Annotated in this window: 21 protein-coding genes and 1 pseudogene; 6 read left to right on the forward strand and 16 right to left on the reverse strand. The window is 53.3% G+C overall.

Features of this window, described 5'->3' with window-relative positions; genetic code table 11:
• Positions 1-148: 148 nt before the first annotated feature.
• From chbG to osmE, 7 genes are all read right to left on the reverse strand, one after another.
• Positions 149-907, reverse strand: a complete 759-nt coding sequence (chbG, locus tag MUU51_RS05020) for a chitin disaccharide deacetylase (protein ID WP_258967253.1) — start codon at positions 905-907, stop codon at positions 149-151.
• 12 nt (positions 908-919) lie between these two features.
• Complete coding sequence (locus MUU51_RS05025; protein ID WP_258967254.1) at positions 920-2266, reverse strand: 6-phospho-beta-glucosidase; 1347 nt, start codon at positions 2264-2266, stop codon at positions 920-922.
• Positions 2267-2365: 99 nt separating this feature from the next.
• On the reverse strand, positions 2366-3190 hold the full coding sequence (gene chbR, locus MUU51_RS05030; protein WP_159774488.1) for a transcriptional regulator ChbR: 825 nt from the start codon (positions 3188-3190) through the stop codon (positions 2366-2368).
• Between the two features lie 30 nt (positions 3191-3220).
• Positions 3221-3568 carry a PTS N,N'-diacetylchitobiose transporter subunit IIA gene (gene chbA, locus MUU51_RS05035; protein WP_159774486.1) on the reverse strand — a complete coding sequence of 116 codons (348 nt, stop codon included), beginning with the start codon at positions 3566-3568 and terminating at the stop codon, positions 3221-3223.
• Between the two features lie 55 nt (positions 3569-3623).
• Entirely contained in the window at positions 3624-4982 is a 1359-nt protein-coding gene (gene chbC / locus MUU51_RS05040; RefSeq protein WP_159758774.1) for a PTS N,N'-diacetylchitobiose transporter subunit IIC, read from the reverse strand.
• 91 nt (positions 4983-5073) lie between these two features.
• Positions 5074-5394: a PTS N,N'-diacetylchitobiose transporter subunit IIB gene (gene chbB / locus MUU51_RS05045; protein ID WP_159774482.1), complete on the reverse strand. Its 321-nt coding sequence runs from the start codon at positions 5392-5394 to the stop codon at positions 5074-5076.
• A 296-nt stretch (positions 5395-5690) separates the two neighbouring features.
• A complete protein-coding gene (gene osmE / locus MUU51_RS05050) occupies positions 5691-6029 on the reverse strand; it encodes an osmotically-inducible lipoprotein OsmE (RefSeq protein ID WP_125354810.1) in 339 nt (112 codons plus the stop codon).
• Between the two features lie 346 nt (positions 6030-6375).
• On the opposite strand from osmE, the gene nadE reads away from it, so the two are divergent.
• A complete protein-coding gene (gene nadE, locus MUU51_RS05055) occupies positions 6376-7203 on the forward strand; it encodes an NAD(+) synthase (protein ID WP_258967255.1) in 828 nt (275 codons plus the stop codon).
• A 117-nt stretch (positions 7204-7320) separates the two neighbouring features.
• On the forward strand, positions 7321-8193 hold the full coding sequence (gene cho / locus MUU51_RS05060) for an excinuclease Cho (RefSeq protein ID WP_159774478.1): 873 nt from the start codon (positions 7321-7323) through the stop codon (positions 8191-8193).
• On the opposite strand, the gene ves is transcribed toward cho, so the two are convergent.
• The 7 genes from ves to astC all read right to left on the reverse strand — a co-directional run bounded on the left by ves (position 8149) and on the right by astC (position 15897).
• Entirely contained in the window at positions 8149-8751 is a 603-nt protein-coding gene (gene ves / locus MUU51_RS05065) for an environmental stress-induced protein Ves (RefSeq protein WP_258967256.1), read from the reverse strand. The two genes, cho and ves, sit on opposite strands and share 45 nt — an antisense overlap.
• Positions 8752-9051: 300 nt before the next feature.
• Entirely contained in the window at positions 9052-9537 is a 486-nt protein-coding gene (gene spy / locus MUU51_RS05070; protein ID WP_125354814.1) for an ATP-independent periplasmic protein-refolding chaperone Spy, read from the reverse strand.
• Positions 9538-9878: 341 nt separating this feature from the next.
• On the reverse strand, positions 9879-10838 hold the full coding sequence (gene astE, locus MUU51_RS05075; RefSeq protein WP_258967257.1) for a succinylglutamate desuccinylase: 960 nt from the start codon (positions 10836-10838) through the stop codon (positions 9879-9881).
• A gap of 10 nt (positions 10839-10848) precedes the next feature.
• Entirely contained in the window at positions 10849-12174 is a 1326-nt protein-coding gene (gene astB, locus MUU51_RS05080) for an N-succinylarginine dihydrolase (RefSeq protein ID WP_258967258.1), read from the reverse strand.
• On the reverse strand, positions 12171-13649 hold the full coding sequence (gene astD / locus MUU51_RS05085) for a succinylglutamate-semialdehyde dehydrogenase (RefSeq protein WP_258967259.1): 1479 nt from the start codon (positions 13647-13649) through the stop codon (positions 12171-12173). The genes astB and astD overlap by 4 nt, the downstream gene beginning before the upstream one ends.
• Positions 13646-14680: an arginine N-succinyltransferase gene (gene astA, locus MUU51_RS05090; RefSeq protein WP_159774468.1), complete on the reverse strand. Its 1035-nt coding sequence runs from the start codon at positions 14678-14680 to the stop codon at positions 13646-13648. The genes astD and astA overlap by 4 nt, the downstream gene beginning before the upstream one ends.
• Entirely contained in the window at positions 14677-15897 is a 1221-nt protein-coding gene (gene astC, locus MUU51_RS05095) for a succinylornithine/acetylornithine transaminase (RefSeq protein WP_258967260.1), read from the reverse strand. The genes astA and astC overlap by 4 nt, the downstream gene beginning before the upstream one ends.
• Positions 15898-16358: 461 nt before the next feature.
• On the opposite strand from astC, the gene MUU51_RS05100 reads away from it, so the two are divergent.
• Complete coding sequence (locus MUU51_RS05100) at positions 16359-17756, forward strand: mercuric reductase (RefSeq protein ID WP_258967261.1); 1398 nt, start codon at positions 16359-16361, stop codon at positions 17754-17756.
• 196 nt (positions 17757-17952) lie between these two features.
• On the opposite strand, the gene MUU51_RS05105 is transcribed toward MUU51_RS05100, so the two are convergent.
• On the reverse strand, positions 17953-18279 hold the full coding sequence (locus MUU51_RS05105) for a winged helix-turn-helix transcriptional regulator (protein WP_159873012.1): 327 nt from the start codon (positions 18277-18279) through the stop codon (positions 17953-17955).
• A gap of 90 nt (positions 18280-18369) precedes the next feature.
• Here MUU51_RS05105 and MUU51_RS05110 point away from each other — a divergent pair, with 90 nt between their 5' ends.
• Complete coding sequence (locus tag MUU51_RS05110; RefSeq protein WP_258967262.1) at positions 18370-18696, forward strand: nuclear transport factor 2 family protein; 327 nt, start codon at positions 18370-18372, stop codon at positions 18694-18696.
• Positions 18696-19475: an SDR family oxidoreductase gene (locus MUU51_RS05115; protein ID WP_258967263.1), complete on the forward strand. Its 780-nt coding sequence runs from the start codon at positions 18696-18698 to the stop codon at positions 19473-19475. Before MUU51_RS05110 ends, MUU51_RS05115 begins: the two co-directional genes overlap by 1 nt.
• Positions 19476-20096: 621 nt before the next feature.
• Here MUU51_RS05115 and MUU51_RS05120 read toward each other — a convergent pair.
• Positions 20097-21515 (reverse strand): hypothetical protein, encoded by a 1419-nt coding sequence (locus tag MUU51_RS05120; protein ID WP_258967264.1) that lies wholly within the window; start codon positions 21513-21515, stop codon positions 20097-20099.
• 545 nt (positions 21516-22060) lie between these two features.
• On the opposite strand from MUU51_RS05120, the pseudogene MUU51_RS05125 reads away from it, so the two are divergent.
• Positions 22061-22165, forward strand: a pseudogene (locus tag MUU51_RS05125) (type II toxin-antitoxin system RelE/ParE family toxin); the annotation flags it as partial.
• Positions 22166-22173 lie beyond the last annotated feature (8 nt).

A 22173-nucleotide genomic window follows, 5' to 3' on the forward strand; every position in this document is an offset into this window, starting at 1 on the left:
GCGACTGGTTTTTAGGGTAAAAAAATGCCGGGTGCGACTGCGCCCCGGCCTAACCCCTAACACGGTGCCCTGGGAGAATCCGGGCACTAACATTTCAACCAACCCTAAATAATCTGAGTTGCACATCTGCCGCTTAAAGTATCGCGGGTTAAACGTCGCGGTAAGTCCCGAGACGGTAGCCGCGCTCGGCAACGGCATATTTCAGTGACGGCGACGTCAGTACGTCGAGTTCCGTCAAACGCGGGTAGCAATAGGCGCTGCTCATAATCGTGTTGTCCACAAACGCCGGATGGCACATCACTTCAACGGATGATTCCCCTGCCCGCGCGGACGTTTCCAGCGTTTGCAGGAACAGTTCTTCGGTGATGGCATCGCCATAAAACTCATCCGCAAACCTGGCGCTGCTGCGCACGCCTAAATCATCCAGCACATGCAACTTTTGCTGATTACGGTCGATACGCATCGCCACGCCTTTCGCTTTAGCAAACGCTGCCACAATCGGGAAAATCTGCGGGATCATGTGCACATGGTGATGGCTGTCGAGGTGCGTTGGTTCGCAGCCGAACAGGTCAACAAAGCGGTGATACTGGCAGTCCAGTTCACGGGCAATCTCTTCCAGCGGCAGCGTGTCTTCTTCCGCCATCTGCCAGATCCACTTACCCAGTTTGCCTTCACGCGTCAGGCCTGGCATCGCGGACAGTGGCATTCCAAGAGTGAGAACAAAATGCATCCCCACCGCCAACTCCGGTAAACAGCGGCTCATCTGAGCCGCATGTTCAATGGCCGCGCCGTTCACCAGCGCGGTAGTGGACGTTACCAGCCCATTTTTACAGGCGTCGACAATGCCGTAGTTTTGCCCTTTACTCAGGCCAAAGTCATCGGCATTGACGATTAGCACACGCTCCATTTGCAACTCCTTTTACTGCTTGAGGGTTTTCACCGTTTCGGCAAAGTTCGGCAGCCACTTTTCATGGGCGAGAATCAGCTCGCGGGCCAGCACTTCTGCATCTTTGTCGGAATGAATCAGCGGACTGAGGTTCAGCGCCAGCAGCACATCGTTAAACTCACCGCTCAGCGCCGCATGGCTGGCCGCCACTTCGAAGCCTTTAATAGTGTGAATCAGCCCCAGAACTTTATCATCGAAATGGGTCAGACGCGGGTGCGGTTTCGCGCCGTCGCGGCCCAGAATACAGGTCATTTCGACCGCCCAGTCCGCCGGGATGTTCTCCACGTGACCGTAGTGCGGCACGTTGACGTAATGTTCAGCCTGCTTGTCATTGTAGATAGCGTTAATCACTTCACAGGCGGCGTCGGAGTAGTACGCCCCACCGCGCTGCTCAAGCTCTTTCGGCTTGATGTTGAGGTCCGGATCTTTGTACAGCTCGAACAGCTGTTTCTCGACCTTCTGCACCACCTGTGCACGAGCGCCGCCTTTGTAGTATTCGCCCATTTCGATGGCCAGCATCTCTTTCTGCTTGAAGTAATACAGCAGATAAGAGCACGGCAGCAGGTTCAGGGAGCGAATCAGGCCTTCGCTGAACGGCATATCGAAGATGTTTTTCACGGTATTGGCGGTCAGCTTACCGGAGGCTACGCCGTCCAGCAGTTCGGCAAAGCGGGATTCGCCGTTCACGATAACGTCGCGTATGAACACCATGTGGTTCAGGCCGAACAGGTCAATTGACAGATCGTCTTTATCAGTGAGTTTCAACACATCGGTGATGAACATTTTCATACCGATTGGGATATTGCACACACCAATAAAGCGTTTGAAGTCGGTGTGACGATAAACTGCTTCAGTCACCATGCCAGCCGGGTTAGTGAAGTTAATCACCCATGCGTCCGGGCAAATTTCCTGCACGTCTTTGATGATATCAAACACCACCGGAATAGTGCGCAGACCTTTGAACAGGCCGCCTGCGCCGTTGGTTTCCTGGCCGAGATAACCGTGGCTCAATGGAATACGTTCATCTTTCTCACGCGCCTGCAGCTGGCCAACGCGCAGCTGAGTGGTGACAAAATTAGCGTCTTTCAGCGCTTCACGACGGTTCAGGGTTTTGTGCACCGTCATCGGCACGCCCGCTTTCTGTACCATGCGTTCGCACAGCGCGTGAATAATGTCGAGCTTCTCCTGACCGCCTTCCACATCCACCAGCCACAGTTCGGTGACCGGCAGTTCGTGATAACGCTTAATAAAACCTTCCAGTAATTCCGGGGTATAGCTGCTGCCGCCGCCAATAGTAACGATCTTTAATTTCTGGCTCATAACTTTCTCCCTCGTTACCCGCAAATGATGTGTAGCTGACTCGCCACAAAACACGCGGATAGCTAAACGAATTCGGTGTGTGCGGCGTACCGCACGGCGTTAATTAATGACGGTGAGCTGTTTTCGATAATTGCTGGGTGTAAATGAGGTCAGCTTTTTGAAGGTCTTAATAAACAGACTCGGACTGCTGTAACCTGATTCATACGCAATATCGGTCACCGAATAATTGGTAATTTCCAATTGCTTCATGGCGAAGTTGATGCGGATATCATTAATTATCTGCATCGGCGTCTTACTGTAAAAACGCTGCGTTGCCCGGGTCAGATATTCCTGAGACTTACCGGATAGCGCGACCATATTTTCCAGCGCACCTTCACCAAATTTATGTTTATCGTGCATCTCTTCTACGGTTGTTTTTAACCACTGAGGAATAACATCCTGTGACTGCTCCTCACGGAAATGGCGCAGACGGTTAATCACATAGAACGAAACCACTTCAATAAACTCATCAAATTCACTTTCGCGGAAATTGAGTGAGGCAATAACCGACTCTATATAGCTGAGAAAGGTACTTTTAACCGAGTAAACCTGTGAGGCCACCAAAAAACTGGGTAACAGCGGCTGATAGTGCTCTTCAAAGAAACGTTTGCTGATGCCAACGTTCAGGATGCGGGTCGCGCCGAACTCGTAAAAGCTCTGGTGGTAAGACCCCATCGGGATGAAGACAAAATCCCCGCGCTCCAGCATCACCCGTTTACCATTGATTTCCTGGTAATAGCGCCCGGTTAACACGAGAGTGAACTCGTAGTAATCGTGCTGGTGTAAACCGCTGATGCTTTCCGTTTTGTTGTAGATGAAGACATGAAAATTCTTACCGTTAAACAGTTGTTGTTCAAGCGCGGTACTAATTTCCAGGGTCGTCATCTTTGGTTGCCTCATGGTGGTATCTACCCGTTATTGTACTTTCTCGTGAAGCTCAATCAATTCGGCAACCAGCTCGCGGGCCAGCATTGAGGTCATAAGATGATCCTGCGCATGTACCAGCACCAGGCTGACCTTCATTTTGCCTTCGCCTTCATCGCTTTCGATGAGCTGCGTTTGCACGCGGTGCGCTTCACTCAGCGCGATGCGGGATTGTTCCATTGTGGCTTTTGCCGTCGTGAAATCGCCCTGCTTGGCCTGTTTCAACGCGGTGTACGCCAGGCTGCGTGCCTGTCCGGAGTTAATGATAAGCCCCATAACCACTTCTTCGAGATCGTTAACTTCAACCTCATCTGCCACGATTTTATCCAGATCGAACATAGCTATTCCCTCTTTACGTCTGGCGGTACGGGAGCAACTCCCGTACCGCGTTACATCAGAATTTCAGTGCGTTAGCGATATCTTCTTCGCTCTCTTCCTGCTCAATAACGGCCTGTGCTTTGTTGGATACCGCCACGAACGGCAGGTACACCACCACCGACACCCCGAGGTTAAACAGCGCGACACACAGCGCCGCAACGCTACCGTTACTGTTGAAGAAGGCCCCCAGGCCGGTCGGCATGGTCCACGGTGCCAGGTTGGTTACCGGTGGGATAATGCCCATCGAGTACGCCAGCAGCGTGATAGCGGCCAGAATTGGCTGAACCAGCACGAACGGAATAAACATCACCGGGTTCATGATGATCGGCAGACCAAACAGAATCGGTTCATTAATCTGGAAGATGCCTGATGGCAGCGCCAGTTTCGCGACCTGACGATGGTCAGCACGACGTGAACCAATAAAGATGGCAATAATCAGACCCAGCGTCGCACCGGAACCGCCCAGCAGGATGTAGGAGTCGAGCATCGGCTTGGCCCAGAAGTGGAACTCTTTCCCGGCTGCGATAGCCGCTTCAACAGAGCCATACTGCTGGTACAGTGCGATGTTTTCCAGCGCCCACGGGGTCATGATGCCGTTGTCCAGCGCGGTGAGTGCCAGTGAACCGTGCACACCAAAGAACCACAGCAGTGAGTTAAAGATAACGTATGCCCAGCCCACGACGCTGCCCATTGACGCCAACGGTTTGGAGATGGAATCGAGGATAATCTGGTGGAAGTTGCTGCCATGGGTGGCCAGCGCCCAGGAGATAACACCGAACACGGTCAGGATAAGGAAGCCAGGAATCAGCGCCGAGAAAGAGCGGGAAACCGAGGTCGGTACGCTATCCGGCAGAGTAATCACCCAGTTACGGCGTATGACGAAGGTAAACATCTCCGCCACAATCAAACCTATGACCATGCCCGATATAATATTTTGCCCACCTAACCAGTTAGCCCCCACCGCATAGGCTTCGCCCACGCTATAAGGGGTGACGGTCATAAAGGCCGCGACGGATAACAGGCCCGCCGCCAGGGGATCAACCTTGCGTTCTTCAGCCAGCGCCATACCAATGAAAAAAGGCGCCATCAGCGACATAATGCCCAACGTACCGTTGTACACGTTGCCGCCGATGGCTTTAAAACCATTCAGGGTCTCAATGGTGGAAGCATCTAACCGAATGCCCATCGAATAGAAAAACGAGCCTTCGCCAAAACTTAAAAACACGTTATTAATTAAAACGAACATGGCCCCTGCGAGGGTCAACGGCATCAGTTTAATAAAACCGTTTTTAATCGCATTAATATGCGGCTGCTTTCCTATTTTTACAGCAAAAGGAAGGAGTACCTTTTCAAGAGAGCTAATAAATTTACTCATAGAAAATACCCTTAAAGGCCGCAATAAAATATTGCGGCGATTGTGTGTGAAATTACTCTTTGACGGGAAAATTAAAATAATAAAGCAAAAATTACTGCGCTGCTGCTTTCTTAATCGCCGCAACAGCAGCTTTCAGTACACCTAAACCATCTATCTTGCCATACAACACTGAATCAATAACTTCTACCGGCTTATTGGGCAGCAGACGCTGAATTTCCGGCAACATATAAGCGATTTGTGGGCCCAGTAATACGACGTCGGCGTCGACACCTTTTTCGCCCGCGAGGGTTTCTGGGAAAGCGTCAATAACAACCGGCACTTCGTACTTCTCAGCTTGTGCGCGCATTTTTGACACCAACAGAGAGGTGGACATGCCCGCAGAACAGAATAAGTAGATATGTTTCTTTTCCATACTCGCTTCCTCAATAGGTATTTACTGACCGCCGCCGGGTAATTCATCCCGAACTCAACGGGGCGGGCTTATGACGGTAACGAATTGTTACTTTGTGTTTGTAAGGTGAGTATACGGCATCGCAAAGGTGCAAGATAATTCCTGGCAGACCTAAATTGTCTCTCATTGACCTTCAGTTATGACTACCCTCACATTTTGGCCAAATAATTCGCGCAATTAAATAAGCAGCAGCAGGCAATAAAAAACCCGGCCAGATGGCCGGGCTTGCTCAGGACTCAGCTAAATGTGTGAGTCGCTTACTTCGCAGTCTGTGGGTCGGTGTCGTACTCAGCACAGGTCTGATAGCCAGAATTGATCACGTGACCAGTGTCATCCAGTGCAACGAAATACGTTTGAGCTTTACCATCACGTTGACCCAGGATGTAGGTCTGACAAGTACCACGAGCATGAACCATGGTAATTTCAGAAGAAGGCTTACCGGCAACCTGCAGAACCTGATCGCGGCTCATGCCTTTTTTAACGTCTTTCACCACTGGCTGAGTGAATTGGTCCTGCGTACGGTCGTACGCGGTACAACCCGCCAACATGGTCAGTACTGCTGCTGCACCTAAGATTCCCGCTACATTCTTGTTCATACATCGTCCTCTTTTTTTTTACTCAAAATAATTCGAGATGTTGGCAGGCGGCAAACCTGTAAGTCCCCAGGAGCATAGATAACTATGTGACTGGGGCGCACAGGTGCAGCCAACACACCAACAACTTGAAGTATGACGAGTTATCAGTGTGTTATAAGCCTGGAATAAATAGTGCTATTTATCAACCCAAGAGGCAAACTGAGTTAACTTTCAGATAAATCTAGTAATAAAGCGATATCCTGCTGAATTGCGGCATTTTACGGCAGTCAAAAATGTGATCCTTGTCGTTTTCTCAGCAAAGAGGTAGCTTTAGCAGATAGAAGACAACCTTTTTTGGGAGGGGTAAATGGCTCTGCAACAAGAGATTATTGAGGCGCTCGGCGTTCAGCCGCAGGTCAACAGCGAAGCAGAAATTCGCCGCAGTGTGGATTTTCTGAAGTCGTATCTCACCACATATCCGTTTATTAAGTCACTGGTGCTGGGCATCAGTGGCGGTCAGGACTCCACGCTCACCGGCAAACTTTGCCAGATAGCTATCAGTGAACTGCGCAAAGAAAACGGCGACGACAGCCTGAAATTTATCGCTGTGCGCCTGCCGTTTGGCGTTCAGGCTGATGAACAGGATTGTCAGGATGCCATCGCGTTTATCCAGCCGGATCGTGTGCTGACGGTCAACATCAAGGGCGCGGTGCTGGCGAGTGAACAGGCACTGCGTGAAGCGAGTATTGAGCTCAGCGATTTCGTGCGCGGCAATGAAAAAGCCCGCGAACGCATGAAAGCGCAGTACAGCATTGCCGGAATGACCAAAGGCGTGGTGGTCGGCACCGATCACGCGGCTGAAGCGGTTACCGGGTTCTTCACCAAATATGGCGACGGCGGCACCGACATCAACCCGATTTTCCGCCTCAACAAACGTCAGGGCAAACAGCTGTTAGCCACGCTCGGCTGCCCGGAACATCTGTATCAGAAAGCCCCGACTGCCGACCTGGAAGATGACCGCCCTTCTCTGCCGGACGAAGCCGCGCTTGGCGTTACCTATGAAAACATTGACGATTATCTTGAAGGCAAGCCGGTCGATGCAGGTACTGCCCGCATCATTGAAGGCTGGTACCTGAAAACTGAACACAAACGTCGGCCACCGATCACCGTTTTCGACGATTTCTGGAAGCGTTAATACGCCACCCTCGCCGGGTAACGTTTGTTTACCCGGCGACTTTCTGCTGATTTTTTCACCTTTTTCCTCCAGCGCAACGCTGCTATACTGTTCGGATAAACAGTATCAGGAGTCAATGTGGCCAGGCGTCAATCCGCCCCGCGTCTTGAATTTGAAGCGGCGGCAATCTACGAATATCCCGAACACCTGCGTCCGTCGCTGGAAGCGCTGCCTTCCCTGCCCGGCGTCTACACCTTTCATGGCGATAGCGATACGCTGCCGTTGTACATCGGGAAAAGCATCAACCTCAGAAGCCGTATTCTCTCGCATCTGCGTACGCCCGACGAAGCCGCCATGCTGCGCCAGTCGCGGCGAATCAGCTGGGTACGTACGGCGGGTGAAGTGGGCGCATTATTACTCGAAGCGAAACTCATCAAAGAGCAGCAACCGCTGTTTAACAAGCGCCTGCGCCGCAATCGTCAGTTGTGCTCGCTGCTGTTAAACGGCGCTCAGCCGCAGGTGGTGTACGCCAAAGAGATAGATTTCGCCCATCAGCCGGGGCTGTACGGCTTATTCGCCAACCGCCGGGCGGCGCTTCAGGCGCTGCAAACTATCGCCGATGAGCATCAGCTGTGTTACGGATTACTGGGGCTGGAAGCCGTCACCCGCGGGCGCGGATGTTTTCGCTCAGCGCTGAAACGTTGCGCCGGAGCGTGCTGTGGGAAAGAGAGCGAGGAAGCGCACCACCAGCGTTTGCTGGCGGCGCTGGCAAAATTGCAGCTGAATTGCTGGCCCTGGCATGGGCCGATTGCGATGAAAGAAGATGCGGTGGATATGACCGAGTATCACATCATCCACAACTGGCTGTGGCTCGGTTCAGTCACCAGCCTTTCTGCCGCCGAGGCGCTGCGCCGTTTACCCGCCGGGTTCGATCATGACGGTTATAAAATTCTCTGCAAGCCGCTGTTAACCGGCCAGGCTGAGATCATCGACCTGACTGACCCCCGTTAGCGGCCACGCTGGGTTCCAGCTGATGGCGCTATAAAGGATTTTGCCTTCGTCTTTCAGCAGGCGAATGGTGTGATGTTCGTCCTGCCAGTACGCGCCTTGATCGGCAGTCAGCAGTTTGTCCCCCAATTGCCACGCGCCGCTTAGCACCAGCACCATGCCACCGCGCGCGCCAAAAGTGGTAAACGTCCGGTCAGCGACGCGCACTTTGGCCTGGCAGCGTTCGCGTCGGGTCATGATATTGAGATCCATCGACATCTGCCCTTCAGAAAGCTGCGCCCGCACCGTTTGCTCTCCGGAGAAACGGAACGGCTGGAATCGCTTTAAGGTGTGATGGAACGCGTTCCCGCCGTCGAGCGTCACCTCGCCGCCTTCAAGCAACGTTATCACCCTGTCCACGCCGGGGAATGCAGAAAACTCACCGCTGCCCGCAATCGACGCAATACTGGCACGCCAGTTGAAATCACGGGTGGCAGGCGGAAAACAGCAGAGTTCACGGGTTTCGCCCGCGCCATTTTTCCACAGACTGACCGGCATTTTGCGGATATCAAAGTATTCCATCATCACTCCTGAAGAACGACTCAGGCTGCTACGACGGCAGCCATATTTTTTATCTTTTTTTCACGACATACGGAGTATCGGCAGAAGGCACGAAGAGCCTTAGCGGCTTTATGCACTTATTGCGGTGAAAGACACGTAACGGTTTGATGTCCTTTAATAAAGAGTCAGCGTGTGTACGAGGAGAATAGCGGGAGTGTGGCAACGGGCAAAGGGACAATAAAGAAAAACCGCCGGTCCTGCCCACCGCCTGTTATGGGCGTGTGGGCAAGACCGGCGGTCTTTAAGTCAGCTCGGCTGGAACTACTCAGCAGATGACTGCATCTTACCTTCTGGCGCGTGACGTTCTGTCAGACGCTTCTCAAAATTGGCATTAAATTGCTTTTTCTGTTCCGGGGTCAAGATGTTGTAGATCTTGTTCTGCGTTTCCATACGGGAAACCGCCATGTCTTTGTGCTGGGCTTCCATTTTGGTCACCATTTCTTCGGCTTTTGCTTTGTCGAAGGAGTCGCTGGCAATCAGATTATGCATGGCACGACGTTCGTCGAGGGACGGACGCTGCATTTTGCCGCGCTGCTCTTTCATGATGTCGCGGATTTGCTGTTTCTGCGCGTCGGTCAGGTTCAGGCCTTTAAACATCATGTCGTGATGCATACCCGGCTTGCCTTTATGGTGCATCATCGGCGCGCTTTCAGTGGTAGTGGTCGTCGTGTCTGCTGCGTGAGCCAGGTTAGCAGCGCCCAGAGCCAGGGTAGAAGCGATAATCAGAGCAGTTGTCATCTTTTTCATAATATGTTCCTTACTTTCAGTTATTTTCTACGGCGCATTGCCGTGTTGACGAGATTAACTTTACGGGGTTTAACGTCAATTAGTCAGAGCAAGCGTAAAACAGTGAAAGTATAAAAAGCAATTTTTCGTCAATTGTGGAGGAAATAAGGAAAAAGTGTGGAGAGTTGCAAGAATAAATAGATAACTGGCTGTTCTGGAAGAGATTATGAAGAAGTCTACCGCAATCCTGATTAATTAAAAAGCGGTTCATAAGAATAATCCGCAATTTCCGCTGTAAACACGTTTCGCCTAACAAATAAAAAGGCGGCGATGAAGGACATTCACCGCCGCCGTTAATGGTTTCAGGCTTCGCGTACCAGCATCAATCCGGCACGAAGCCCGGGTGCAACATTGGGATTGGGGAACAGAACATACTCGGTGTCATGTTTCACCAGCCAGCGCGTATCGCCCTCTTCCGCCAGCAGCGTGCCTGCGGGGAAAAGCGTGAAGTTCAGCGTCTCAGCGGACATATGCAACTGGAAGCGGTCGTCGTGGCGGGTGATTTGCTGTGCAACGCGATATTTCAGCGGCAGCGGCGCAGACGTTATCTCACCGCCAAGCAGCTGCGTCAGCGCGGTCTGCGTGGTGGCAAACTGGCTTAAATCGTTGTGGCCAAACGGCAGCGCCTTACCAAGCTCCAGCGTGCAGGCAAACGCGCTAAAGCGCTCTGTACTGTAATGCGTAAACGTCCCGCCGGGGGTTTGATGGAACACTAATGCCTCCAGCCCTGCCGCGCCAAGCCAGTGCAGGAAGGTATCATCCCACGGCTCTTTACGCATCGGCAGCACGCCAAAGCGTACGTGATGCGAGCCGCGAATGGCGGTATGCATATCGAGATGCCAGCGCAGGGAATCCAGCGGCTGCCAGAACTGTGACAGCGCGTGCTCAAGGCGCGCCGCGCGGGCAGTCTCCAGCGACGGCACAAACTCATGCCAGCGCCCACCGAACATCCGGTTCATATCACTGTGCAGATAACGTTTGTTGTCCACCAGCGCCGGAGGATTCCCCAACACCAGCAGCACCCGCCAGCTCAGAACGATCTCGCCTCTGAACAGCCCTTTCAGCAGCGTATCGACCATTTCTACCGGTGCGGTTTCATTGCCGTGAATGCCCGCCGACAGCACCAGCGCCCGGGAACAGTTCGCGAACGGCGTCAGCTCCAGAATGCCGCGCTCGTGCCATTGCCAGTGAAACTGCGCCGTTTCGCCGCGCGTATGCGCCGGGTTATCACCCGAGAGCGTCAGCGCCAGAAAGTCCTCCATCCTGCCTCCTTTACTGCTGGAACGGATACACCGAACCGAGATCCAGAATTTGTGTCAGCCGATCCAGTGCCTCACGCCCTTCGTGCAGCAGCTGTGGATCAGCCAAATCCGCCTGAGTCAGGCGGTCGCGATAATATCTGTCGACCCAGCTATTCAGCGTATCGAACAACGCATCGTTCATCAGCACTGAGGGGTTCACGGCCTGAAGCTCGGCCTTGTTCAGCACCACCCGCAGGCGCAAACACGCCGGACCGCCGCCGTTGGCCATGCTTTCCCGCAGGTCAAACACCTTCAGTTCGTTAATCGGGTTATCCTGCGCCAGCACGTCATCCAGATACGACCACACGCCCTGATGCTCGCACGACTCCTGCGGCAGGACCAGCATCATGCTGCCATCGGGCTTGCTGAGCAGCTGACTGTTAAACAGATACGTTGATACCGCATCGTTAACTGACACGCGAGAGGTCGGTACTTCCACCGGCGTAAAGCCCGGCACGCGCTCACGCAGTTGGGCCAGTAATTGTGGCTGATTCAAAAACGCCTGTTGATGGCAAAACAGCACCTGTCGGTTGCTGACCGCAATCACATCGTTATGGAACACACCCTGGTCGATCACCGCCGGGTTCTGCTGGGCAAAAATAATCTGCTGCGGGTTCACCTGGTTGAGTCGGGCCACGGCCTGACTGGCCTCCAGCGTCTGGCGGGCCGGATAGCGCTGCGGCTGCTGCGGGCCACCCTCTTCTCGCCCGTACACGAACATTTGCAGGCCAGGCTGATGGTAATCGCCGCCAAGACGGTTATGGTTCGCCGCCCCTTCGTCGCCAAACATCGCCACCTGGGGCAATGCGCTGTGAACGGCAAACGCCTGCTCATCATTGAAAATCGCCCGCAGCACCGCTTCGGTGGTCGGCGCTTCGCTGGCACGGTGGAATTTGTTATTGAGATTCGCCACCGTCAGATGCACTTTGCCATCCAGCGCGTCCGCCGACGGGCAGACCGTCGCCGCATTCGCCACCCACATCGACGAAGCGGAACTTACGGCGGATAATAACTGCGGCGATTGGGCCACCGCTTTTTCGATGACCAGCTCATCGCTGCCAGTGAAGCCCAACTGGCGCAACAGCGGCACGTTCGGGCGCTCCTGCGGCGGCAGCACCGCCTGCTTAAAACCGAGATCCGCCAGCGCCTTCATCTTCAGCAGGCCCTGTTTCGCCGCCAGTTGCGGGTTCGACACGCGGAAACGGTGCTTCGTCGAGGCCTCATTGCCGAACGACAGCCCGGCGTAGTGGTGCGTCAGCCCTGGCAGCCCGTCAAAGTTCACTTCCCAGGCTTTCATGATTTCACCTCAGCGGATAAATCGAGGCCCGGATTGAGCGTGCCCGGCAGACTTAGCCCCGGCGACTCCAGGCTTGCCATCGGCCACGCGCAGTAATCGGCTGCATACCATGCGCCCGGACGATGGTTGCCCGAGGCACCCACGCCGCCGAACGGGGCCGTGCTCGCCGCGCCGGTCAGCGGTTTATTCCAGTTGACTATCCCGGCGCGCGCTTCCAGCAGCAGCTGATCGAATTTCTCACGCTCGGTAGATACCAGCCCGCAGGAGAGCCCATAACGGGTGTTGTTCGCCAGGGCAATCGCGTCGTCAAAGGTGTCGTAACGCCAGACGCACAGCAGCGGGCCAAACACTTCTTCATCCGCCACATTTTGCACTTCGGTCATATCAATAATGCCCGGCGTCACTAACGACGTGCCGGGTTTCAGCAAACGCGGCTCCAGCAGCGTCACCCCGCCGTTGGCGACGTGTTGCTGCCACGCGGTACGGACATTCTGTGCCGCCTGCTCAGTAATCAGGCCGCCGATAAACGGCTGCGGCTCGGCGTCCCAGCTGTCAGGCATGATCCGACGAGTGACCTCCACCAGACGTTTCAGGAACGCGTCCCCGGCTTCACCGCGTTTCACCAGCAGACGACGGGCGCAGGTGCAGCGCTGTCCGGCGGTAATAAATGCCGACTGTACAGCGACGTGAACGGCGGCATCCAGATCCTGCGGCTCATCGACGATCAACGGGTTGTTACCGCCCATCTCCAGCGCCAGAATCTTTTGCGGCTGGCCCGCCAGCTGGCGATGCAGCGTAAAACCGGTATTCGAGCTGCCGGTAAACAGCAACCCGTCGAGATCGGCCTGCCCGCTTAACGCTTCACCGACCGCCCGACCGCCCTGAATCAGGTTCAGCACACCCACCGGTAAGCCCGCCTGCTGCCACAGTTTCACCACCGCTTCGCCACTCATCGGCGTTAATTCACTCGGCTTGAAAACCACGGTATTACCCGCCAGCAGCGCAGGGACGATATGCCCATTTGGCAAATGACCGGGGAAGTTATACGGGCCGAATACCGCCAGCACGCCGTGTGGACGATGGCGCAGCGTGGCCGCGCCGTCAGGCATCGGTGTTTCCTGTTCGCCGGTGCGGCTGTGATAGCCCTTCACCGAAATGGCAATTTTGTTGATCATCGCGCCGATTTCCGTCGCCGCTTCCCAGCGTGGTTTGCCGGTTTCGCGGGCTATAACCTCTGTCAGCGCCTCTTTATTGCTTTCCAGCAGCGCGGCAAATTTCTCAGCAATCTGCTGCCGCGCACTGAACGGCTGTTTTGCCCAGCCGGGGAACGCAGCACGGGCGGCTTTTACCGCCTCGCTCACCTGTTGTGCGTCGGCGTCATTGCCCTGCCACACTGCTTCGTGGGTGACCGGATTGGTTTTGCTGCGTGCCTCTGCGCGCCCGACGACCCAGTCGCCATTGATCCATAAACTCATGCTTTTTTCTCCTCAGGGCAAAGACGAACCAACCGCACGCGGTCGCCCGCATGGCATTTCAGGGCATCGAGCTGTTTTGCGCTCAGTAACAATTTGTCGGTGTGCGGGTCAGCCTGCACCAGCATCGCGCGGAACTGCTGATACTGCTCATTGGCCACCAGACAAGTCGGCAACTCGCCCGGCCCCGGCTGGCCTTCACCCACTTCCACCAAACGGCTTTTGCGGATCGCCCGCACCCGGTCGATATCACACTCCAGCGTCGGGCCGCCGTCGAAAATATCGACGTAGTTACGGTAGCGGAACCCTTCTTTTTCCAGCACCGCTCGCGCGGGTGCGGTTTGCGGATGCACCTGACCAATCACACTGCGCGCCTCTTCGGAGAGGAAATCGGTATAAATCGGATGCTTGGGCATCAGCTCGGCGATAAAGGCTTTTTGCCCGGTGCCGCACAGGTAGTCTGCACGGGCAAACGGCATTGAGAAGAAGCGCTGGCCGAGGCTTTCCCAGAACGGGGAGTAGCCGTGCTCGTCGATCACGCCGCGCATCTCCGCCACCACTTTGTCATTAAAGCGGTCACGGAAGGCGGCCATAAACAGGAATCGGGATTTCGACAGCAGGTAGCCGTTGCCCTCTTTGCGCCATTCCGGGTCAAGGAACAGCGTGCAGAGTTCGCTGCTGCCGGTGTGATCGTTACTCAGAAACAAGGTCGGCAACGCGTTGTAAACGTTCAGCTCTTTCGACGCATGCACCTGGGTGCCGACGCGATAGTTGTACCAGGAATCATGCAGGCCGACCGCGACTTCAATCGCACAGATCCCTGCCACGGTGCCGCTGGCGGTATCTTCCAGCACAAACACGTAGCCCTGCTCGCCTTTCTCGAGGCTGCCATTCCAGGTATTGATGGCGCGTTCAATCCGCGCCGACAGCGTTTTTTCATCGGCAGGTAGCGACGTCAGGCCGCCGCCGGTTTTCCCTGCAAGCGCCAGCAGGCCGGACAAATCCTCGCGTCCGACCGGGCGGATAACCATCATGATGACACCTCAGAGACAAAGCGTTCGCAGGTTTCAGCGAAACGATCGAGGCCCGTTTTCACCTCTTCTTCGCTGATAATCAACGCAGGCGCAAAGCGCACCACGTTGGCCCCGGCGATCAGCACCATCAGGCCGTTTTCCGCGGCGAGCTGGCTTATCTGCTTCGCTTTCCCGGCGTACCCGGATTTGAGTACGCAGCCGATCAGCAGCCCCATTCCGCGAATGTCGTCGAATAAATCGAATTTCGCATTGATGGCGGTCAGGCGTTCGGTAAACCACTGGTTGCGCTGTTTCACGCCGTTCAGCACGTCATGCGTATTAATAATAGAAAGCACTTCCCCGGCCACCGCGCAGGCCAGCGGGTTGCCGCCGTAGGTGGTGCCGTGGGTGCCGACCGTCATCACGCGGGCAAATTCATCGCGTGCCAGCAGCGCCCCAATCGGGAAGCCGCCGCCGAGCGCTTTCGCCGTTGACAGCACATCCGGCGTCACGCCGTAATGCATATAGGCGTACAGCTCGCCGGTACGGCCCACGCCGGTCTGCACTTCGTCAAAAATCAGCAGCGCGTTGTGGCGGTCGCACAATTCGCGCAATTCTTTCAGGAACGCTGGCGTGGCAGGCACCACGCCGCCTTCCCCCTGAATAGGCTCAACGATCACTGCGCAGGTATCATCGTTGATGAGCGCTCTTGCCGAGTCGATATCGTTATAAATGCCGTGCTGAATTTGCGGCGGCAGCGGCGCGAAATCCTGGGAATAAGAAGGCTGGCCGCCCGCGCTGACGGTAAATAGCGTGCGCCCGTGGAAGGCGTTTTTGAAGGCCACAATGCCGCTTTTCTGCGGGCCAAATTTGTCGTGGGCATATTTACGCGCCAGCTTCAGCGCCGCTTCGTTGGCTTCCGCCCCGGAGTTACAGAAAAACACTTTGTCGGCAAAAGTGGCGTCAATCAGCTGTTTTGCGAGCTTCAACACTGGCTCGTTGCTGTAGCCGTTACCGGTATGCCAGAACTTTCCGGCTTGTTCGGTCAGGGCGCGAACCATCGCCGGATGCGCATGGCCCAGGGCGTTCACCGCGATCCCACCCGCAAAATCAATGTACTCTTTGCCCTGCTGATCCCACAGGCGAGACCCATCTCCACGTACCGGAATAAAAGGCGCCGGGGCGTAAACCGGCATCATCCAATCGTCAAAATTTGCACGCGTAACTGACTGAGACATAGCAACCTCTTCTTCCGGTAAACACAACGTTATTGTGATGTTAATTAATATGAGCACTTGTACTGTAAATGTATATTGCACGCATCGTGCCATCCAGCGACAAAAGTGCATAAACGGAAGCGGGTAACTGAATATCAATAACTTACAACCAATCGCTATTCACCATTAATGCATACAAAGTGAATAGAAACCGATTTCATCGCCATTAGAAGCCCTAATAAGAGCAACATTATGCATTAGTAAATCTTAATTCGCGATTTGTGAGGGCTGCGACATTTGTCGTAAATTTCCGCCCCAAAACGGGGCGTCGTGCGCCAAAACGGCGCATCGCTGGCGGATAAATCGGTCATTAAAACGCCAGGCCGCCATTCCGTTTGCTCCTGGCGAACCCTGTTTGTCGCCCTTCTCCCGCTGCACTACGCTCAAGAGGTTTATTTCACTGGCACCCGGCGGGGAAACCTATGCGGCTTTTTGATGCGGTACTGATTGGCGCGGGCCAGGCGGCCCCGTCTTTGGCGGTTGAACTGGCAGTACGCGGTCAGCACGTCGCCATGATTGAAGGCAATATGTTTGGCGGCACCTGCGTCAACTTCGGCTGCACGCCGACCAAGACCCTGCGTAAATCCGCGCGGGTGGCGCACATGGCGCGTCGGGCTGCGGATTTTGGGGTGATCACCGGGCCGGTGAGCGTTGATTTTTCTGCTGCGATGGCGCGGATGCGCGCCCGGGTTGAGACCTCGCGCAGCGGGCTGGTCCAGTGGCTGGAAGGCACCGACAACGTGGAAACAATCCACGGCTGGGCGCGTTTTGTCGGGCGCGACGGCGAGCGTTTTCTGCTTGAGGTTAACGGCGAAACGCTGTCTGCCGCGCAGGTGTATCTCAATACCGGCACCCGGGCGTTTATCCCGTCGCTGCCCGGTCTGGAAAACGTGCCGTATCTCGATAACGCAAGCCTGCTGACACTGACTGAATGCCCGAAGCATCTGGTTATTCTCGGGGCCAGCTATATCGGGCTGGAGCTGGGGCAAATCTTTCGCCGGCTTGGCGCGGAGGTGTCGATCATTCACCGTGCGAATCGCATTGCCGAGCGTGAAGACGCCGACGTCAGCGAGCACATTACCGATTTCCTGCGCGATGAAGGGATAACGTTTTATCTCAACAGCAGCATAAAAAGCCTGGCACCCACCGCAGACGGGCTGAGCGTTCAGCTCGCAGACGGCCAGGAAATAAGCGCCAGCCATTTGTTAATCGCCACGGGCCGCCAGCCTAATTCAGAACGACTGAATCTCGAGGCCGTCGGCATTGAAACCGACGCGCGCGGCTTTATTCGCACCGATGCGCATTTCAATACCAATGTCGCAGGCATTAAAGCACTGGGCGATATCAACGGGCGCGGCGCGTTCACCCACACCAGCTATCACGATTTCCAGATTGTGCTGGCGGAAATTGACGGTCAACAGCCGGACGGCCAATGGCACGATGCCGACCGGCGCGTACTGAGTTACGCCATGTTTACCGACCCGCCGCTGGGCCGGGTGGGCATGACGCTGGCGCAGGCTCGGGAACAAGTGAAACAAGGCGCGCAAATCCTGGTGGCCGATTTCAACATGGCCGACGTCAGCCGGGCCAAAGAAGAGAGCGAAACCTACGGCATGATGCGCCTGATTGTCGATGCGCAGAGCGAGCGCTTCCTCGGCGCGGCGATCCTCGGTATCGGCGGGGATGAACTCATCTCAGTGATTTCCAACTATATGGCCAGCGGGGCCAGCTACCGCCAGATGCTCCAGGCGCTGCCGGTGCACCCTACCGTGGCAGAGTACTTCCCGACGGTGTTGGCAAGGCTTAAGCCGCTGAGCTAGAAACAAGACCGGGGCCGATTAATTCGGGCTCAATGCGTGGGGTATTCTTTGGAACCGTTGCTCTGGATGAAACTGGCCTGACGTCATTGTCTTGAAAATTTAGGATCGGCGGGCGGGTTAATCATCTTTGTTTAGTGACCGGTTTGTGCCAGGAGCGGACGTCGATAAATTCTCAATCGACTAAGCTTTTGGCTGGTTAAACATCGCGTTTTTCCGCCCATTTCAGCATTGCATCGAGAGCAGGGCACAGCGCTTGCCCCCATTCAGTGAGTCGATATTCCACTTTCGGCGGCACCTGGGGATAGACCGTCCGCGACACGATCCCGTCGGCTTCCAGCTGTCTCAGTTGCTGCGCCAGCATTTTCTGCGAAATGCCGGGGATCAGTTTTTCAAAATCTGAATAGCGCTGTATCTTCCCGTCAAAAAGATGAAAAAGTATGATCAATTTCCAGCGACCTTCCAGCAGTCGCAGGACATGTTCCACACCTCTGGCGGCAGATTCCGGGTTATATAACTTACTCATAATTCAGTCACTCACTTTTTCGTGCGTACTTGTCAATTTCACAGTCTATGTTGAATATAACAGTACTGTAAATAACGGGAGTACTGAGCCATGTCAATCACATTACCGCACGCTATTTCTACCTATTTCTCTATCAGCAATGGTGCAGATATCGCCAGAGTTAAGGATTGTTTTACCGTCGATGCTGTCGTAACCGACGAAAATAAAACCCATCAGGGCCACATGGCGATCGCGGCATGGCAACGTGCCGCGCAGGACACGTTTGACTACAGCGTTGAACCCATTAAGGTTCTTAACGAAGGTGACCGGGTGACGGTCACTTCGAACGTCGTCGGTAACTTTCCCGGTAGCCCGGTAAAGCTTAATCATTCTTTCGGCCTGATCGGCGACAAGATCAACACCCTGGAGATTCTCTAATGTCATTGGATCTTGATTTCCAGGGTAAACGCGTGCTGGTTACTGCGGGTACCAAAGGCGTCGGTAAAGCGGTGGTCGGGCTGTTAAAACAGCAGGGTGCCAGGGTGTTAACAACCGCGCGCCACGTGCCCACGGAATGTATTGCAGACGCCTTCGTGGCGTCGGACCTGACCACGGTCAAAGGGTGTGCCTCAGTAGCGGAGGCCGTTCAGGCACACCTGGGAGGAATCGACATCATCATCCATGTGGCGGGCGGTTCTACCTCACCCGGAGGTGGATTTGTGGCGTTAGGCGAAGAGGAGTGGCAACAGGAACTCAATCTTAATCTGTTGCCCGCGGTACGTTTAGATCGCGCGCTGTTGCCAGGGATGCTGATGCAGGGAGGTGGGGTGATCATTCACGTCACTTCTATCCAGCGTGAACTGCCGTTGCCGGAATCCACCACCGGCTATGCAGCAGCGAAAGCGGCGCTGTCAGCGTACAGCAAAAGCTTGTCGAAAGAGGTATCGCCGAAGGGAGTTCGGGTGATTCGCGTCGCGCCCGGCTGGATCGAAACCGAAGCTGCGGTGGCAATGGCGGAACGACTGGCTCAGCAGGCTGGAACGGATTACGAAGGCGGTAAGCAGATCATCATGAAGGCACTCGGGGGTATTCCGCTGGGTCGCCCTTCAAAACCCATTGAAGTGGCTAATCTCATTGTCTTCCTAGCGTCATCTTATGCTGCCGCCATCACCGGCACTGAATATGTGATAGATGGCGGCACCATCCCGACTGTATAGACAAGTATCTTAATCGGCTCATTCTGGTAGCGAATGATAGGCTTGCGCCCTCCGGGATAAAGGTGCCAGAACCAGGAACTCAACTCAAAGCCACGTAAGTGGCTTTTCTATGAAGTCTTAAACGAGACTGCTGGGTGATACCATGCTCCCATTCTCTTCTTCGCCAATTTCCGCTCCTCGCTCAGAGCGGACCTTCTGCTCCGTGAGTTAGTCCACTCTGTGCCAAGAGATGAAGTTGTTACAGCATTTTGTAGTAATCACTGGTGAGCAGGTCACTAATCGCAAACATTCAATGCATATCCCGCCCCAATACGGAGCGCTGACATGGCCGCCGAAGATGCTTTTTACAGCCTTGCCAGCATGGGCGAGGGTGTATGGTTCAATGCACAGCGACGAGCAGAATTAATAAAATCACACCATCTAATTAATGGGTCATGAAGATTTGAACGAGCAGTTTTGTAATAAGATAATTTAAATTCTTCAATCGCCTTTTCGGCAACTTCATCAATCACTTACTCCAAATTTATATATGATTTGATCCAGACATGTTAACTCCTTGTGGGGTCTTTATTAGCAATGTTTATCCCTTAAAATAAAATATATTTTTATTTCTAATCCCAATTATTGAATTTGTAACTTTAGAATTTTCTCTTGATTCCTATTTTTTATAATATTAGGTGTTTCTGGTTTATATAAACCGCACTGAACCAATTCGTCAACCTCTTTTGGATTGCCCTCCATTGCAAAAGTCATACTACCCAACATCAAATCGGCCCAACGAGCCTCCTCTACTTGATCTGGCATCTCTCCAGTCATTGTTATTGCACGCGAGCTCATTGACTTAACTACTGCCAGAGTAAATGGGACCTGTGGTGGTTCGATATTATAATTATTCCGCTCGCTGATAAGTTGGTTCAGTTCTTTTGCTTCTTCCATAAGGGTTTGTGGTATCTCATGGTTATTTATCTGCCTGGTAGAGACAATAACCTGTGCCCTTACCGCATCTAAACTTGGCATTATGAAATCTCTGAGAACAAAGTAAAACTCAAGCTGGCTTATTTGTGCAACTTCTGCAGGTTCTCTTAGTTCTATAAACATACGATCTATTATCCCCTTACCCTTTAATGGAGGACAAAGAGCTTTCATATTATGTAGCACATTTTTTTCAAATGAACGGGTTCTGTCAGAAGCAATTAGTACTTGCCTATAATCTTCACGAAATATTTTCAAAATAGCGGACAGATTATCAAAAGCACGCGCGTCTATATTTAACCCAGTTTCTTTCATTTGAGATTCAATTTTCCCCAGCGATGTTGACACAGGTTTTGCACAGAATGAATCCAGTTCCCATGATGATAAAAATGTTTTTTCATCAAGGGTCTTCAGACATGTGCTGTATGCCTGATCCAGTTTATTGGTCAGAGTTAAAAACTGAGAGATGTCTTTATCCGTGTTCTCTCTGAGATCAACCTGTGCATTGTGATAAGTCAGATACTGATGAACTACATAAATACTGCTAATGATCAACAGACATCCAATAGCAATTCGCATAACCCACTGTAGAGAGGATGGACGCTTGAACCAATACCCAAAATGTTCCCGCTGTACAGATTCATACCTCCTAATTTGATTTTCAAGTGTCTGCCACCCCCAAAACGTTACCGGAAAGCGTCCTTGAAGCAAATGCGACTGAGTAATCTGCACGGCTTCATCTTCAAGATCGACATCATTTGGGCAAGTCGACAGAATGTAGAAGTGAGCGATTCTATTCTTGAAATTCTTAGTTTCTCTAACTGCGGTATGAATATCCTTTGGTTTAAGTCTACTACCATAACCTTGATCCCTACCTTTGCACTGAACTGCGATTACATCTCCATTTGGAAGAATGCCAAGCGCATCTACGCCGTTCTGCCGCTGCCCGCTACGGCCATAGGCCTGAAACTTGCAACCATAGATTTCACTCATCAAAGTGATGCAGAGTCTCTCGAAATTTTGCCAATCAGCAGGAATGGGATAGCTTGCGGAGTTTGGGGCCGTCATTCGTAACCTTATTTATTCCATATTCACTTAAGTGATAGTCCATGGTCTGACTAACAAGGGGTTGTTAACTTCTATGACCTTTAGTCAGTAACAGAGTGAAAACATTATGCATCAAAAAAGGGGTGTCGGTAGGATTTACAACAGGTTTGACCTGCTCCCCGTTAATTAGTACACCGCGATGGTCGGGGTTATGTCATCAGTGCCGTTACAGCAATGGCCGACTCAACGTCTCAGAGATCTGCACAACTTCTGTCGGAGCATTACCGCGAAGCCGGTGATGATGGCGTTTTGGCGACGTAAACCTGACGGCGAGGTTAACTATGAAAAATCGCCCTCACTTTTTGCTAAAGAAAATGCGACAGGATCATGAACCAAACGGTCGCATAATAGCAAAACGACCTCAAAAGCGGTTATTTGATGTTGGTTCATGAAGTAAATCCAATGCGAAACGATTTTTAGCGTGAAAAATTCAGTAAGAACAATGCATTATCAACATTTCTGCATGTGAACTGGTTTTGTGTTCGACATAAGTTAAATCAAGTCCAAAGGATGCCGACAGGATAAATGATCGACTACAGGCCATCGACATGGCCAGTGAGCTCCACCCGCTCAAAGGCGACCGCGAAGGCTACGGGTCAATCACCGTCCGGCTAGTAAC

Source organism: Scandinavium manionii (assembly GCF_024764775.1).
Taxonomy (GTDB): Bacteria; Pseudomonadota; Gammaproteobacteria; order Enterobacterales; family Enterobacteriaceae; genus Scandinavium; species Scandinavium manionii.

Bases quoted from the DNA above. Each gene is read 5' to 3' on its own strand.
- chbG (WP_258967253.1), bottom strand. From the start codon at position 907: ATGGAGCGTGTGCTAATCGTCAATGCCGATGACTTTGGCCTGAGTAAA.
- MUU51_RS05025 (WP_258967254.1), bottom strand. From the start codon at position 2,266: ATGAGCCAGAAATTAAAGATCGTTACTATTGGCGGCGGCAGCAGCTAT.
- chbR (WP_159774488.1), bottom strand. From the start codon at position 3,190: ATGACGACCCTGGAAATTAGTACCGCGCTTGAACAACAACTGTTTAAC.
- chbA (WP_159774486.1), bottom strand. From the start codon at position 3,568: ATGTTCGATCTGGATAAAATCGTGGCAGATGAGGTTGAAGTTAACGAT.
- chbC (WP_159758774.1), bottom strand. From the start codon at position 4,982: ATGAGTAAATTTATTAGCTCTCTTGAAAAGGTACTCCTTCCTTTTGCT.
- chbB (WP_159774482.1), bottom strand. From the start codon at position 5,394: ATGGAAAAGAAACATATCTACTTATTCTGTTCTGCGGGCATGTCCACC.
- osmE (WP_125354810.1), bottom strand. From the start codon at position 6,029: ATGAACAAGAATGTAGCGGGAATCTTAGGTGCAGCAGCAGTACTGACC.
- nadE (WP_258967255.1), top strand. From the start codon at position 6,376: ATGGCTCTGCAACAAGAGATTATTGAGGCGCTCGGCGTTCAGCCGCAG.
- ves (WP_258967256.1), bottom strand. From the start codon at position 8,751: ATGGAATACTTTGATATCCGCAAAATGCCGGTCAGTCTGTGGAAAAAT.
- spy (WP_125354814.1), bottom strand. From the start codon at position 9,537: ATGAAAAAGATGACAACTGCTCTGATTATCGCTTCTACCCTGGCTCTG.
- astE (WP_258967257.1), bottom strand. From the start codon at position 10,838: ATGGAGGACTTTCTGGCGCTGACGCTCTCGGGTGATAACCCGGCGCAT.
- astB (WP_258967258.1), bottom strand. From the start codon at position 12,174: ATGAAAGCCTGGGAAGTGAACTTTGACGGGCTGCCAGGGCTGACGCAC.
- astD (WP_258967259.1), bottom strand. From the start codon at position 13,649: ATGAGTTTATGGATCAATGGCGACTGGGTCGTCGGGCGCGCAGAGGCA.
- astA (WP_159774468.1), bottom strand. From the start codon at position 14,680: ATGATGGTTATCCGCCCGGTCGGACGCGAGGATTTGTCCGGCCTGCTG.
- astC (WP_258967260.1), bottom strand. From the start codon at position 15,897: ATGTCTCAGTCAGTTACGCGTGCAAATTTTGACGATTGGATGATGCCG.
- MUU51_RS05100 (WP_258967261.1), top strand. From the start codon at position 16,359: ATGCGGCTTTTTGATGCGGTACTGATTGGCGCGGGCCAGGCGGCCCCG.
- MUU51_RS05105 (WP_159873012.1), bottom strand. From the start codon at position 18,279: ATGAGTAAGTTATATAACCCGGAATCTGCCGCCAGAGGTGTGGAACAT.
- MUU51_RS05110 (WP_258967262.1), top strand. From the start codon at position 18,370: ATGTCAATCACATTACCGCACGCTATTTCTACCTATTTCTCTATCAGC.
- MUU51_RS05115 (WP_258967263.1), top strand. From the start codon at position 18,696: ATGTCATTGGATCTTGATTTCCAGGGTAAACGCGTGCTGGTTACTGCG.
- MUU51_RS05120 (WP_258967264.1), bottom strand. From the start codon at position 21,515: ATGACGGCCCCAAACTCCGCAAGCTATCCCATTCCTGCTGATTGGCAA.